13 protein-coding genes are annotated in these 14,864 nt (G+C 36.4%); 9 read left to right on the forward strand and 4 right to left on the reverse strand.

Annotated elements, in window-relative coordinates; translation table 11 throughout:
- The first annotated feature begins 21 nt into the window (after nt 1–21).
- The gene (locus HGC4_RS01560) at nt 22–1,578 is read left to right on the forward strand and encodes a SusD/RagB family nutrient-binding outer membrane lipoprotein (protein ID WP_050708356.1); all 1,557 of its coding nucleotides are present in this window, start codon (nt 22–24) and stop codon (nt 1,576–1,578) included.
- A gap of 90 nt (nt 1,579–1,668) precedes the next feature.
- Here the strand turns inward: HGC4_RS01560 and HGC4_RS01565 are convergent, their stop codons facing one another.
- Both HGC4_RS01565 and HGC4_RS01570 read right to left on the reverse strand, forming a co-directional pair.
- Complete coding sequence (locus HGC4_RS01565) at nt 1,669–2,793, reverse strand: Ig-like domain-containing protein (RefSeq protein ID WP_050708357.1); 1,125 nt, start codon at nt 2,791–2,793, stop codon at nt 1,669–1,671.
- A gap of 29 nt (nt 2,794–2,822) precedes the next feature.
- Entirely contained in the window at nt 2,823–5,138 is a 2,316-nt protein-coding gene (locus HGC4_RS01570; protein ID WP_082204032.1) for a M60 family metallopeptidase, read from the reverse strand.
- A 354-nt stretch (nt 5,139–5,492) separates the two neighbouring features.
- Here HGC4_RS01570 and HGC4_RS01575 point away from each other — a divergent pair, with 354 nt between their 5' ends.
- The 6 genes from HGC4_RS01575 (at nt 5,493) to HGC4_RS01595 (ending at nt 8,713) form a co-directional block, all read left to right on the forward strand.
- Nucleotides 5,493–6,359, forward strand: coding sequence for a nucleoside phosphorylase (locus tag HGC4_RS01575; protein WP_050708359.1), 867 nt, complete (start codon nt 5,493–5,495; stop codon nt 6,357–6,359).
- Nucleotides 6,359–7,021: a SanA/YdcF family protein gene (locus tag HGC4_RS01580; protein ID WP_050708360.1), complete on the forward strand. Its 663-nt coding sequence runs from the start codon at nt 6,359–6,361 to the stop codon at nt 7,019–7,021. Before HGC4_RS01575 ends, HGC4_RS01580 begins: the two co-directional genes overlap by 1 nt.
- A 14-nt stretch (nt 7,022–7,035) precedes the next feature.
- Nucleotides 7,036–7,464: a GNAT family N-acetyltransferase gene (locus HGC4_RS01585; protein ID WP_050708361.1), complete on the forward strand. Its 429-nt coding sequence runs from the start codon at nt 7,036–7,038 to the stop codon at nt 7,462–7,464.
- 147 nt (nt 7,465–7,611) lie between these two features.
- Entirely contained in the window at nt 7,612–7,869 is a 258-nt protein-coding gene (locus HGC4_RS18560; RefSeq protein ID WP_157258066.1) for a hypothetical protein, read from the forward strand.
- Nucleotides 7,800–8,162, forward strand: coding sequence for a GyrI-like domain-containing protein (locus tag HGC4_RS01590; RefSeq protein ID WP_050708362.1), 363 nt, complete (start codon nt 7,800–7,802; stop codon nt 8,160–8,162). Before HGC4_RS18560 ends, HGC4_RS01590 begins: the two co-directional genes overlap by 70 nt.
- Entirely contained in the window at nt 8,159–8,713 is a 555-nt protein-coding gene (locus tag HGC4_RS01595) for a DUF4269 domain-containing protein (RefSeq protein WP_050708363.1), read from the forward strand. Before HGC4_RS01590 ends, HGC4_RS01595 begins: the two co-directional genes overlap by 4 nt.
- A gap of 65 nt (nt 8,714–8,778) precedes the next feature.
- On the opposite strand, the gene HGC4_RS01600 is transcribed toward HGC4_RS01595, so the two are convergent.
- Nucleotides 8,779–9,771, reverse strand: a complete 993-nt coding sequence (locus tag HGC4_RS01600) for an aldo/keto reductase (RefSeq protein WP_050708364.1) — start codon at nt 9,769–9,771, stop codon at nt 8,779–8,781.
- Nucleotides 9,772–9,873: 102 nt separating this feature from the next.
- The gene (locus HGC4_RS01605; protein ID WP_050708365.1) at nt 9,874–10,791 is read right to left on the reverse strand and encodes a helix-turn-helix domain-containing protein; all 918 of its coding nucleotides are present in this window, start codon (nt 10,789–10,791) and stop codon (nt 9,874–9,876) included.
- A 258-nt stretch (nt 10,792–11,049) separates the two neighbouring features.
- On the opposite strand from HGC4_RS01605, the gene HGC4_RS01610 reads away from it, so the two are divergent.
- Nucleotides 11,050–12,894 (forward strand): glycoside hydrolase family 13 protein, encoded by a 1,845-nt coding sequence (locus HGC4_RS01610; RefSeq protein WP_050708366.1) that lies wholly within the window; start codon nt 11,050–11,052, stop codon nt 12,892–12,894.
- 508 nt (nt 12,895–13,402) lie between these two features.
- A complete protein-coding gene (gene mnmE, locus HGC4_RS01615; protein WP_050708367.1) occupies nt 13,403–14,794 on the forward strand; it encodes a tRNA uridine-5-carboxymethylaminomethyl(34) synthesis GTPase MnmE in 1,392 nt (463 codons plus the stop codon).
- The last annotated feature ends 70 nt before the right edge of the window (nt 14,795–14,864 follow it).

Genomic DNA, 14,864 nt, shown 5'->3' on the forward strand with positions numbered 1-14,864 from the left:
ACAGTTTTAAATTGAAACAATATGAAAAGTAAAATATTATATATACTGACCGCTGTAACTTTGTTGTTCGGCTCATCGAGTTGCGGAGACTTTGGTGATGTAAACAGCGATCCTCAGCACGTTACAGGAGATAAAATGAAGTTCGAGATGATGTTTACAGGTGCGCAGGTGTTTGTTGCAGGACGCGATTGGGCAGCTTGGCGTAACAATCTCATATATTGTAGTACCATGATGCAGCACTTGTCTTCTACACAAGGATATTGGGCAGGAGATAAATATACGTTTGATGCAGGTTATAATGCCGCCTATTTCGATTCGTATGATTCAGGAATAAAAACATTGATGGAGGTGTACTTTGCATGGAAAGATGATGCAACAAGAGTGAACGAATTTCAGATGACTCGTATTGTGCGAGTGCTTTTGATGCATAGAATGACTGATATGTATGGTGATGTTCCCTATTCGGAAGCAGGTCAGGGGTATATCTCAGGAATTAAATATCCGAAGTACGACACTCAGCAAAGTATCTATATGGATATGTTGAAAGAGTTGGATGAGGCTGCTCAAACATTGGATGCTTCGAAACCCAACAATATTAAAGCTGCTGATATTATGTATAAAGGTGATGTTGATGGTTGGAGAAAAACAGCTTATTCGCTAATGCTTAGATTAGGTATGAGATTATCGAAAGTAGATCCTGCGGAGGCTCAGAAATGGGTGAAAAAGGCAGTAGATGGTGGTGTGTATGCTAATAATGCCGAAAGTGCAACTATAGAGCATGATGCAACAACGGATGATGCAGCACAAGCTTCGGGTAAAGTGCTTTGCCATCTTGATCCCGATGCTTCTCGTGTAAGCTTAACCTTTCTCAATCATTTGAGAAATACCAAGGATCCACGTCTTATTTATACTACAACAGTTTGTGAAAATCCTAAATATGGGGTCTTGGATTCGAAATTTGAATTCGGAGACACTACAGCTGTGGCTCAATTGGGTATGCCTAATGGATTCGATCAACTGGGAGGTGCAACAGATATCTCAAAAGCTCCTAACTGGCCAGGTGATATCAATAAATACTCGGTTGTAAATCGTTATACTTATTCTCGATTGGATGCACCAACTTTGGTGATTACCCATGCCGAAAATTTATTGTTGATGGCTGAGGCTGCTTATCGTGGTTGGATTGCCGGAAGTGCAAAGACTTATTACGAGGCTGCTGTTAAAGCTGCAATGGAACAAATTTCGGATTATGGAGTAAGGGGAATCAGCTCAGAGCAGATTGCAAAATATTTGCAGGACAATCCTTATAATGATGCTGATGCTTTGAATCAAATCAACACTCAATATTGGGTTGTTACCTTTATTGATGAATATGAAGCTTGGGCTAACTGGAGAAGATCGGGTTACCCAGTGTTGAAAGAAATCAACTATTATGGTAATGCTACCAATGGAACTATTCCACGTCGTTTTACATATCCAATATCGGAAGCAACTATCAATGCTGCAAACTATCAGGCTGCAATTGCTAATCTTGCGGATGGTGATAAGATGACATCAAGAGTTTGGTGGGATAAATAAAATAGAATATATATTTTAAGGATAAGAAAAAGGCTGTCGATTTATTTTCGACAGCCTTCTTTATTAACTGTTTATTGGTCTTTTGTTTTGTTAAAAACGTTTAGCTCCAATATTAAGCTCTGCTAATTGTATTGTGCTTCCAGTCTTAGTATCCCAAAGACTGTATACTACTTTAATATACCTATACTTAACACTGGTTGGCAGATTTAGCTTGTACTCAGGTTGGGAAGGCTCTCCGACGAGGTTCTCTTCTATGGTGCTGAATTCTGTTCCGTTATTACTTCCATAGATAGAGAATCCGTAAGGTCTTAAATACTCATTTGTATTACTTGTGCGGTGTTGTATGCCCAAGTAATCAAATTCGACCTCTTTTTGCATATCAATTACAAAGAATACTTGCTCATCGGCAGAAACAGTTACTCCATCGTAAGACTTACCGGGTTTTACCATAGACATGCATGTTTTTAAATCTCCATCAATGAGGCTTTCGGCAGCATTGTTTATAGAAGCATCCTTAGGCAGTTTATGAGATGGTATCACAATCCAGCCCGCTCTGTCAAGATCGGTATAAGTGGCTTCCTTTACTGTAATTTTGCATTCAATAAACTTGGAGCTACCATCTGTTGCGCTGATTTTTACTGTTGATGCTCCATTCTTTAAGGCTTGTATGATGCCTGCTTCTGTGATAGAAACCACTTCGGTATTAGATGACGAGTAACCTAGTTTTTTATTTGTAGCGTTTTCGGGTTTAATATTGATTTTAGTGCTGAAATCAATAGTTGTACCTACGGCTATAGTAAGATCTTTAAACTTATCGTCTATAATTATTTCTTCAACATCAAAAGTTCGATCAGTAATACTTACTATGCTTTTTGTCTTTAAAGCAGGGTAATTTGTTGAATTGATATACAAAACCGCTTCACCAACACTTATTCCGGTAATTAAACCCTTATCGGATATGGTAAATACCTCTTCATCTCCCGATATGTACTCATATAATGGCGGATCTTTAAACTCTGCATTTTCGGGAAGTACAGCAAGTTCTACCTGATATGTTTCGGTGGTATGTACCGGTATAATGTTATCTGTTATATTGAGAATGGTGATACTTTGCGGCTCTTTCGAGTCTACATACTCTACCTTGTCATCGCAGCTTATAAGTATTGAGCATAAGATGATAGATATACTTAATAGATAATTTGGATATTGTTTCATATTTATATTCTAGTGGAATTTATACTTTGTTATCTAATATATTGGCGATAGTTTAAATCGGTAAGGTCTTGAACAACAATCGCTGGTTTTGGATAATTCTTGGCAACGATTTCAGCTTTTAGATTATCAATCTGCTTTTGTGTAACTTTCATTGTCTTGTTACCATAATCATTAACAACAACATCTACGGGTCTTAAAAATCCCCAAGCTTCGAAAAAGTCAATCATATTCATTTTTCCAGTATTACATACTTGTCGTACAAAATCAAGCTGAAGCATACCATGGTAATTATCTCCTAGTAATGCCTGACTCAAATCTTCTGTAACTCGGTAGTGTTCGAATAAGTTATGATAAAAATGTTCTTGTTTTAGGATATCTACAAAATATAGTTTTAATTGCCAGAATGGGGGGAGTTTTAGCATGTGCTTATTGTAGTCATTAGGTAGTATCCATGGTTGTTGATCTTGGATTATAGCTTTAAAAGCATTCTCATAACTATCAGCACCCGTGTTGAGGCGAACGGCGTCTCCCAATATTTGCTGTTGATTATACATTGCATACATATTGTTGGTTACTTCTGTTGTCCCAGCCCATTTTACCCCTGGACGGGTTTGATTCACGTGACCTATTTCGTGACCTACAACCCACATTCGGGATAAGAATCCTTCCTCTGTACAAAATACATTTAGATATCCTAAGCTATAAGCAGTTCTATATGATGTTGCATAAGCCGCCGGAGCAGAATAGTCGACATGTATAAAGGCTCTGTTCTTAAATTCCTTTTTGTAGTAAAATAAACCCATAATCTCGTTTTGCTGTTTTATAACTGCATCCAGATAATTGGTCATTAGTATAATATCTGTATTGTTTGTCCGATAGTCGGATGTTCTCCATGTGATATGAGAGTGTTTTCCTAAAATGTCTATTTCAGTATGTTTACCATAATTAGTAAGAATTCGAGTCCAGTCATCTGCGGTGTGTTTTTGTATATCAAAATATCCATTGATTTCGCCCGTAGCAATATGTATTTTCACTGTCTTTGTTGCAGCTTTTTTCTTTTCTGCATCTGTAGTCAATAGCAATGGAATATCCTCTTGAGTATGGTTGTAAATGTATATTAATCCCGAAATAGATGGATAAAATACGTTCAACCCTTCTTGGAGAGAGAAAGAGGTTTCAGCATTTGTTTGATAATCTCTAATGTTCAAGGTTAATTCTTGTCCTTTTGCATCTCCTACAAAAACAACTAGTTCATCTCCTGCATTTGCTACATACATTCCGGTGGCGTTATCTTTTAGGCTGTATTTTTCTGTTTTATTTATTTTAGCTATTATATCGGGATGTTGGTAGGGTCTGTATTCCTGAATTCTAAATTCTTTATCGTATGTTCCTTTAAATATTGCAAGGGCTATATTTTTGTAGAATAGATCGGGTATTTTATTTAAATCATCTTCGGTAATACCTTCTTTAATCTCAGAGCATGATTTATCGGCGAATATTTGGAGGTAATCATAATCTTCTTCGGTACTTTTTTGGAAGAATTGCATTTCTGCGCAACTTACCCTGTCTTCGTATCCCGACATTATTCTAAATTGAATCTGTGTTGGTTTTTCGATAGGTTGCTCTAAGGTTATTATTGATGGCTTTATTAAAACTTTTCCGAAATCATATTCCCCATATTTTTTCAATTCGGGTGCCGATTCTGTCGCAATCCATAATTCGAGTTTACCTATGGCTCCCCATTTATTTCCGCTATCTTGGCGAGGTGTATGTATAATATAGTCTATCTTCTCGGCTTTCTCGAAATAAAAATCGAATAGAAATGGCCATGTTGTAATTGCCCCTGATTTCGAGTTGAAATAGGTGCTAAAGTCGCCATCTATCATATCTTTAGCTTCGTGTTCGGTGGCCATTTCCGAAGTTGTGGTGACACGGGTTACTTTAACCAATTTGTCTTTTACAAAACCGGTGGCTCTTTGCGTTACAATAATATCTTGCTTTTGACTTTTTCCTACTATCGTTACAATTGTAGTTCGTTCTTTTTCCGAATTGTTGTCTTCTACTTCTATTGTTAACGCTTTGTCTACAACAGTCGCTTTGCACCACGACTTGCCTTGAGAAGCTACGGATGTTGCTAGCTCTGAGATTTCTATATTCGTCTCAAGTTTCAATTCGGTAGAGGACGCTCCTGATCCGAAAGAAACATTTTCAGATCCTGCAACTAAACTGTTGGTAACTGTCATCGTGCTTGTGTCTTCACAAGAGGGTAATGATGCAAATAGGGAAAAGATCATGGATAGGTAAAATACCCTTATACATGTTTTACGTGAAAAATTGTGTTTCATGTTGGATTAGTTTAAAATGGTGAATAATTATGATGTTTTGCCGTTTGTTGTTAAATGGTTTAAGGTTGTAGAGAAAAGATCGAGAATTTAATGCTTGGATGCATTCGTAAGGCTTTTCTGTTTGTATTAGATCTTATCTGAAAATATTCATCAACAAAAGTAAATAGTAAGTAATGTAGGTCTGTTGCTCTATTTGCTTTAAGTTTTGCCTCTTTGGGTTTGAAGTGGTATAATGTAGTTTCTAGATTTTAAAGGGCGAAAATTATAAGGTTAGGTGAGTGATAGGTCTACAACTGCCGTTGAATAAAATTATATTCCATATATTTGTATTTAAACGTATAAAAAAGAATAGATATGAGTATAATACCAGAATCGGAACTGATTATCAATAGTGATGGGAGTGTATTTCACTTACATATAAAGCCAGAGCAACTGGCGGACAAAATAATAATGATGGGTGATCCTGATCGTGTTACACTTACCGCTTCATTTTTTGATAGTATAGAGTGTGAGGTGCAAAGTCGCGAATTTCGTACCATTACCGGAACTTATAAAGGCAAGCGTATTACGGCTTTGTCTCATGGAATAGGTCCTGATAATATAGATATTGTAATTACTGAACTTGATGCGCTAGCAAATGTAGATTTTAAGACAAGGGAGGTAAAGAAAGATTTCAAACAGCTAATAATGGTGCGTGTTGGAACGTCTGGTGGCTTACAGCCTCATTGTCCTATCGGTTCGTATGTGGTTTCTGAAAAATCAATAGGATTTGATGGTGTGTTAAATTACTATGAGGGTCGCAATTCGGTAGCTGAACTAGATTTTGAAGAAGCCTTTAAGAAATATGTAAACTGGTCTCCTTTACATTGTGCTCCTTATGTTGTGAAAGCAGATGAGGGATTAGTACAGCAAATTGGTCACGATATGATTAAAGGAGTAACTATATCGGCAATCGGATTTTATGGACCTCAAGGACGTACTGTTCGTATTCCTTTGGCAAATCCAGACCTGAATAGTCGTATCGAAAGCTTTAAGTTTGGCTCGGATGTAATTACCAATTACGAGATGGAAAGTGCTCCTCTTGCAGGACTAGGTCGTTTGATGGGGCATAAGGCTATGACTGTTTGTACAATAATTGCGAATCGTTTGGCTGGAGAATCAAACTCTAATTACAAAGGTTCGATAGAAGATCTAATTAAAACAGTACTTGATCGAATTTGATGAATAAACGGAAAATTAAAATAATAATAAAAAGAGTAGCCGTTTGCTTAGCGGTTGCTCTTTTGTCTATTGTGGTAGTGCTTATTTTTGCCAATTGGAAAATACCTCACGATACAAAAGAATGGCTGTATAATGATGTAGATAGTATTCCTCCTCAAAAGGTAGCATTGGTATTGGGTGCATCTAAGTATATACGCGGTGGATTGCCTAATCCGTACTTCGATAATCGTATTGCTGCCGCTCATGAGTTGTATGTTGCCAACAAAGTGAAGGCTTTTGTGCTGAGTGGCGATAATGGGTATGAAGGATACAGTGAGCCCGAAGATATGCGTGATGCTCTTGTTGCATTGGGTGTTCCCGATAGTATAATCTATCTTGATCATGCGGGATTTCGTACATTGGATTCAGTTGTACGGATCAATGAGATATTCGGTCAGGATTCGTTTATAGTAGTATCGCAGAAATTTCATAACGAGAGGGCTGTTTTTCTAGCTCAATATTATGGATATACTGCGTATGGCTATAATGCTAAAGATGTAGCTTTGGGGCGTGTATCTTATAAAACGATTGTGAGAGAAAAATTTGCACGAGTAAAAGTCTTTGTTGATATTATATTGAATAAGCAGCCTAAATTTTTGGGTGAACCGATAGAGATAAAATAAAAAGCAAACTGGATATGGATATAGAAAGATTAGTAGATGTGTCAGATGAAGTTGTTGAGTCTTTAGGGAAGCTGATGATTCAATTGGCTGAAGATTGCCAGCCTCCAACAAAAGAATATCTTCAAGATATAGTGAACTCTAATACTTATCTTTTTGTAGCTAAGGAAGAAGGACTAATAATTGGTACTTTCTCTTTGGTGCTTTATAAAATACCAACAGGGCGTAAGGCCTCAGTTGAGGATGTGGTTGTAGATGTAAGTATGAGAGGAAAACAAATTGGAGAGAAGATGATCCGATTTGCACTTGATTATGCTCGTGCTGAGCTTGGGGTTTCTAAAGTAGATTTAACATCTAGCCCTTCCCGTATTGCCGCTAACGCATTGTATCAGAAAATAGGATTTGTAAAAAGAGACACTAACGTATACCGTTTCCAGTTGGACTAACTAAACGATTTTCTATAATCTAAGAATTAGCCGCTAACTGACAGCCTCAAATGTGAAATTTAAAAACAGGTGTTCTGAGGGGTAAACTAAATAAAGAGTTTAGTATTCCTGATAGAATTGTCTTGTCTTATAATTAATACTATGAAAATGTTGAAAATTATTTTGGTTGTAATTGTAGTACTTATAGCAATTGTTGCAATAATTTATATCTACTACGGTGGATTAAGTAAGGTGGAAGTAAAAGAAGAAATGCAAGGCGGAGAAGTATTAGTTTATGAAGAGGTTATAGGTGATTATGCCCAAACAGGGAATATACGGATAAAGTATATTATGAGTTGCTTAATAATGAAGGAATTTCAACGAATAAAGGGTTTGGAGTCTTTTATGATAATCCACAGCAAGTAGAAAAAAGTAAGCTTCGTTCCGAAATTGGCTGTATTGTTGAAGGCTTGGGTAGTGCCCAAATAGCAGACTTGGCAGGTAAATATAAAGTGCGTACATATCCAAAGGTAAATTATGTGACGGCAGAGTTTCCTTTTAAGGGACATATGTCTATAATGCTTGGCTTAATGAAAGTTTATTCTCAGATTGATAAGTATATAAAAGAGCATGGGATAAGTGACAAAGGAGCTATTATGGAAATATATGATGTTCCGAATAAGAAGATAATCTATAGAAAAGAGATTGTGAAAGAATGAATTTTAGAGATATAGAATATCTTAAAGCTGGAACTGATAAGCAAAAACTTTGTTATCGGATTCTTAAAGAGATAAAGGTGCTTGATGTTCTCTATGACTACAATCCTATTGTTGTAGGAACAATTCCTATTGCAATAGATGTTGATGAAAGCGATATTGATATTGTTTGTTGTGCCGAAGATTTGCCAGAAATTAGAGATGTAGTCCGTCTGCATTATTCTACATATAATATGTTTTCAGATAGACTAAGAGATGTGTACGTCGCTAATTTTGAGCATTCGGGATTGCCGATCGAAATATATGCAGAATCCAGATCTACATTAGATCAGAATGGATATCGTCATATGGTGGTTGAAGATCGGATAATGAAATTAGCAGGTGATGGGTTTCGGCAAAAAATAATCAGATTAAAAGAACAGGGTTATAAAACTGAGCCTGCATTCGGCGAATTATTGAATTTAGAAAACCCATATTCGGATTTACTCGAATTCGAGTTATTGACCAATGATGAATTAAAGCTTTTGATAAAAAATAAGCACATACCTGAATAGATACGTGCTTATTTTTTATAACCTCCTTTTGTGCTAACTAAAGCAATGAGAGAATATCTGTAAACTTAATGATTTGTGTATTTAAACTGTTCGTCATTATAACGATCACCTACTTCGGGATATTTAGCTAGTATATCGTCAATTGCTTTCAGATCGATATTGGAAAGTGTAACATCCGCTGCTTTCGCATTTTCTTCCAAATATTTTATTCTTTTCGTTCCAGGAATCGGAATAATATCTTCTCCCTGAGCCAATATCCATGCTAAAGCCAGTTGTGAAGCTGTAATGTCTTTCTGTTCGGCAAATTGAGCAAATGCTGCTGCAAGCTTATTATTGTTTTCAAGATGCTTACCCTGATATCTGGGAAGGTGCTTGCGGAAGTCGTCGCTGGGATCCATTTTCGAAACATCCAGCCTATTTGTAATTAATCCTCTGGATAATGGAGAATAAGGAACAAGTGAGATTCCCAGTTCACGAGCAGTAGGTAGTATTTCGCGTTCTACATCACGGGTCAATACCGAGTATTCATATTGTAGAGCTGAGATTGGATGTACTGCGTTTGCCTTGCGTATTGATTCGGCTGACGCCTCGCTAAGTCCTAAATAGCGTACTTTGCCTTCTTTTACTAGCTCAGCCATTGTACCAATGGTTTCTTCAACAGGAATATTAGGATCTATACGATGTGCATAATAAAGATCTATTGTATCTATTTTTAATCGTTTCAGACTTTTTTCAATAGCCTGTTTGATCCATTTTGGAGAGCAATCTACATCGGCTGCTCCAAGTTTGGCTTCCTTGTCGTATCTGAATCCAAATTTGGTTGCAATAAATATTTTACTTCTGTTCTCAACTAATACTTTGGAAATAAGCTCTTCGTTTGCTCCTGCACCATAGACATCTGCCGTATCCCAGAAGTTAATTCCTAAATCCAAGGCTTTATGTAAAGTAGCTAAGCTTTCGGTTTCGTTTGTAGGTCCATAAGCATAGCTCATTCCCATGCAACCTAATCCTAAGGATGATAATTGCTCGTCGGTCTTTCCTAGTTTTCTGTACTTCATAGTCTTCTGTTTTTAATTATTTGATAAGTCAAAAGTACAGATGAAGTACCTATTCGTTGTTGCGAAATTCAAAGAAGATGTTATAAAATTCAAACAATAGGCTTAAGTCTGTTTATTATGATTACGCAATGATCCGGGAGAAAATCCTATATTCTTTTTGAAAAAATTATTGAAATAACTGGGATGCTCAAACCCCAGGCCAAAAGCAATTTCAGATACGGTCATATCTGTATGGTTTAAGAGCGCACAAGCTTCTTTCGTTATTCGTTCAGAGATATGTTCAGAGGTTGTTTTTCCTGTAATCTTTTTGACGGTGCGATTCAAGTGGTTGACATGTACCGATAATTGACGGGCAAAGTCGTTCGCCGATCGCATGTTGAGGGTGTGTTCGGGTATATCTATAGGAAATTGCCTTTCGAGAAGTTCCATGAATAAACTTGATATTCGTTCCGATGCACTGCCTTGAAAGGATTCGTTGTTAGGTGCTTGCATCTTCATTGCCTCGTGAATAATCAAGTGGAGGTAATTACGCAGTATATCATATTTATGAGTGTATTCGGAATTAATCTCCTCTATCATCTTACGATATATGGTACTTATCTCTTCGACTTTCTTGTCATCGAGAAAAAATATTTTGTTGTCTCCAATCCTAAACAGGGGAGAATCTGCAAGGCTATCGTTACGCTCGGATGATTGTATGAATTCTTCGGTAAATAAGCAGTAATACCCATCTTGCTGCTCACTGGTAGCCTCCCATGAGTAAGGAATTAACGGATTGGAAAACATCAGTGCAGGGCGATCGATAAGAATCCATTTGTCAGCATAAAATAGTTTCCCTTCTCCTATTACCAGAGATACTTTATAGAAATCTCGTCTGCTATAGGTCGAATTATTATTACTACAATATTTTCTCTCAAAGACATTGAAATGCCCATGTTTGGGAGATAATCCTCTATTCTCTGATGAAAAATCGGTTTGCTGCCGAGTATAGAAATCATTAATGTTTTCAAATATTTTCATACATGTAAATATAGTGTGTTTTTCTTTTAAATTGATAAACAGATGTATTTTTGAAATGGGAATAGGAGTATTCTTGCAAACGATTGCAAGAATTTTATACGTAAAAAATAAAATTTCACATAAAAGTTTGTCTTTTATTCTCTAGTTTTGTTAACATCAGATACTTCGTGTTTTCTAAACTTCTATTCTGAGAGGTTTAAGTTATACACTGATCAAAGCAATAAAATAGGTCTGCGACCTTTATAATACCAAGAGAGAATGAAGAAATCGTATTTAATTTTACTTTTAACAGTTTTGATTTACGGAACAGCTAATGCCATTGACGTAAAAAAACTAGAACCTGCATTTTGGTGGGCAGGAATGAAAAACACCGAGTTGCAAATACTGATGTATGGCGATAATATTGCCAAGTGTGATGCTACAATAACTTCTCAAACTGCTACAATAAAAGAACTCGTACGTTTTGATAATCCTAATTACTTATTAGTGTATGTAGATTTGTCTAATGCAAAACCAGAGAAATTTGATATAGTTCTGAAAAGAGGCAAGGAAAAGAAAACTGTACCTTATGAATTAAAACAACGAAAAGAAGGGTCAGCCGAAAGGGTAGGCTTCAACACTAGCGATGTTTTGTATCTTATTATGCCAGATAGATTTGCAAATGGCGATCCGTCGAATGATGTAATAAAAGGAATGATTGATAATAAGGTTGATCGTAATGACCAATATGGTCGTCATGGTGGAGACTTTAAAGGTATTACCGATAATCTGGATTATATTGCAGACTTGGGTGTTACTGCTATTTGGTTGAATCCTACACAAGAGAATGATATGCCTCATGGTTCGTATCATGGATATGCAATAACAGATTATTACAAGGCTGATCCTCGTTTTGGAACGAATGACGAGTTTATCTCGTTAGTAGATAAAACTCATGCTAAAGGCATGAAGGTAGTAATGGATATGATCTTTAATCATTGTGGTAGCGAAAACTTCTTGTTTAAAGATATGCCTGCAAAGGATTGGTTTAACTTTCCCGATAAATATGTACAAACTACATATAGAACCACTACTCAATATGACCCTTATACCTCGGCTCATGACAAGAAGATGGCATTAGATGGATGGTTTGTAGAGCCTATGCCCGATTTTAATCAGAGAAACCCTCATGTTGCTAAATATCTTATTCAAAACAGTATTTGGTGGATAGAGCATGTGGGGATAGATGGTATTCGCCAAGATACGCATCCATATGCCGATTTCGATATGATGGCGGAGTGGTGTAGACAAGTTACAGAAGAATATCCTGACTTTAATATAGTTGGAGAGACTTGGTTGAATAGTAATGTAGCTGTTTCGTTTTGGCAAAAAGACAGTAAGCTGGCTTATCCTCGTAATTCACATCTAAGAACTGTGATGGATTTCCCTTTGATGGGAGTTATGAATTCTGCTTTTGATGAAGAATCAGATTGGGATAAAGGTGTAGCGCGTATTCATGATTATTTAGGTCAGGATATTGTATATGCTGATCCTTCGAATTTGTTGACATTTTTGGATAATCATGATACTTCTCGTTTTTTTAAAACCGATGAAGAGGCTAATAACACGAAAAAATACAAGCAAGCTCTGACCTTTTTATTGACAACTCGTGGCATACCTCAAATCTATTATGGAACTGAGATTCTTATGACTGCTGATAAAGCAAATGGAGATGGTACTTTACGTGAGAATTTTCCCGGTGGATGGGCTGGTGATAAGCAAAATGCTTTCTCTCGTGAAGGTAGAACTGATAAGCAAAATGCTGCATACGATTTCACTCAAAAGATGCTTCAGTGGCGTAAAGGTAACGATGTAATAGCTAAAGGTTCTTTGAAACATTATGTGCCAATTAATGGAGTTTATGTTTACGAACGTAAATATAATGGCAAATCGGTAGTTGTGTTTTTAAGTGGTTCAGATAGTGAGAAAACATTAAATTTGGAGAATTATAGAGAGGTGTTGCCCAAAACTCAATCGAAAGATGTTATAACCGGAAAAACGGTTGATGTTAGTGGAGCTTCATTGATTATTGCTCCGAGAGATGTAATGGTTCTCGAATTTTAAAATTCAAGATTGAAAATCATTTGAGAGAATACTATTTCTGATAGGTTGTCTCAAATAGTAAAGATAACTTTTAGGTTCAGGAAAATTTTAGGTAATTAGATTATTTGGTTACGGAGGAAAAGAGGAGCGAGAATATTCGTTCCTCTTTTTTATTTTTAGAAGTTCTCGACCTTTGCTCAGAGGGTGTTCGGTATTAAGTACATTATACTTTCCTTAAATTACCAGAATATTTCTATCTTTGATAAACAGTCTTGATTTGATTAGAGGCATTCAAAGTGGGCAGGTTTAAGAATATTCATTCTTTCTAAAATAGAATAAATCATTATTCTATCTGTGTGGTTTTGTTTTGGGTGTTTACAACTTGCTCTTTATTATTTGTTTATGTCTATTCTTTTTAAGGTTGTTGTTTCTCTTTTGAATGTTTTGTGTTATTCTTTTCTAGAATAATATAGTTTTAAAAGGCCGAAAAAATGAATGTAATATAGTAACTCTAAAGATTAAACTTATGATGCAACAGTCGGATATTATTGTAGCTATTTCTACTCCAGCAGGGGTAGGGGGTATTGCTGTTATTCGTTTATCAGGTAAAGGGTGTATTGGATTAGTTGATACGGTTTATCGCTCTCCATCGGGGAAGAAATTGATAGATCAGAAAGCTAATACAATTCATTTTGGCACTATTGTAAAAGATGATGCTGCACTTGATGAGGTGTTGGTCAGTGTGTTTCACAATCCAAGCTCTTTCACAGGAGAAGATAGTGTTGAGATCTCATGTCATGGGTCTATTTATATACAGCAAGGTATTTTGCAGTTGCTTCTTGAAAAAGGAGCACGTTTAGCAACCGCAGGAGAATTTACCCAAAGAGCATTTTTGAATGGAAAGATGGACTTGTCTCAGGCTGAATCGGTTGCCGATCTTATTGCCTCGACATCTGCTGCGACTCACCGTTTAGCATTAAATCAAATGCGAGGAGGGTTTAGTAACAAGTTGGTAGAGCTTCGCACGGACTTACTTAACTTTGCATCATTAATAGAATTAGAGTTAGACTTTTCAGAAGAGGATGTTGAGTTCGCAAATCGAGATAATCTCAAGCAATTGGCTAGTCATATTCATGAGGTGATAGAAAAACTGGCAGATTCTTTTTCTTTAGGTAATGTGGTGAAAACGGGTATTCCCGTTGCAATAATAGGTGAGACAAATGCAGGGAAGTCTACATTGCTCAATCTGTTGTTGAGAGAGGAAAAAGCGATTGTTTCAGATATTCATGGTACTACTCGTGATGTAATTGAAGATACTATAAATATTGATGGACTTATATTTCGCTTGATTGATACCGCAGGTATTCGTGATACGGATGATGTAGTGGAAAGTTTGGGTATAGAGCGTACTTTTAAGAAACTAGAACAGGCTAATATAGTTCTTTGGGTTGTGGATGCCGAAACGGAAGATGAACGTACTATTGCGTTATCGCAAAAAATACTACCATTAACAGAAGGCAAGAAGTTGATCTTGGTATTCAATAAAGTAGATATAATTCCAGCTGCTCGTAAAGAATATAAAGAGCAATTGTTAAGTGATTTGATCTCTGATCGAATTTTCATCTCGGCAAAGTATCATCAGGGTACTGAAAATTTGCAGGATATTCTGATAGAGGCTGCGAATATTCCCGAATTTGGAGAGCAAGACGTTATTGTTACTAATATGCGCCATTATGAAGCCTTACGAAATGCATTAGCTGCTATAACTCGTGTTTCTGATGGAATGGAGTCCGGTCTATCTAGTGATTTCCTTGCTCAGGATATTCGTGAATGTATGCATTATTTGGGTGAAATTACTGGCCAAATTTCCACGGATGATATATTGGGTAATATTTTTAGTAAGTTCTGTATCGGCAAATGATAACTAATCATAATTAATAGATAATAACTATAATTCATAACTAAGTCGCTATTTAATAGCGACTTTTTCT

Source organism: Dysgonomonas sp. HGC4, assembly GCF_001261715.1.
Taxonomy (GTDB): Bacteria; Bacteroidota; Bacteroidia; order Bacteroidales; family Dysgonomonadaceae; genus Dysgonomonas_A.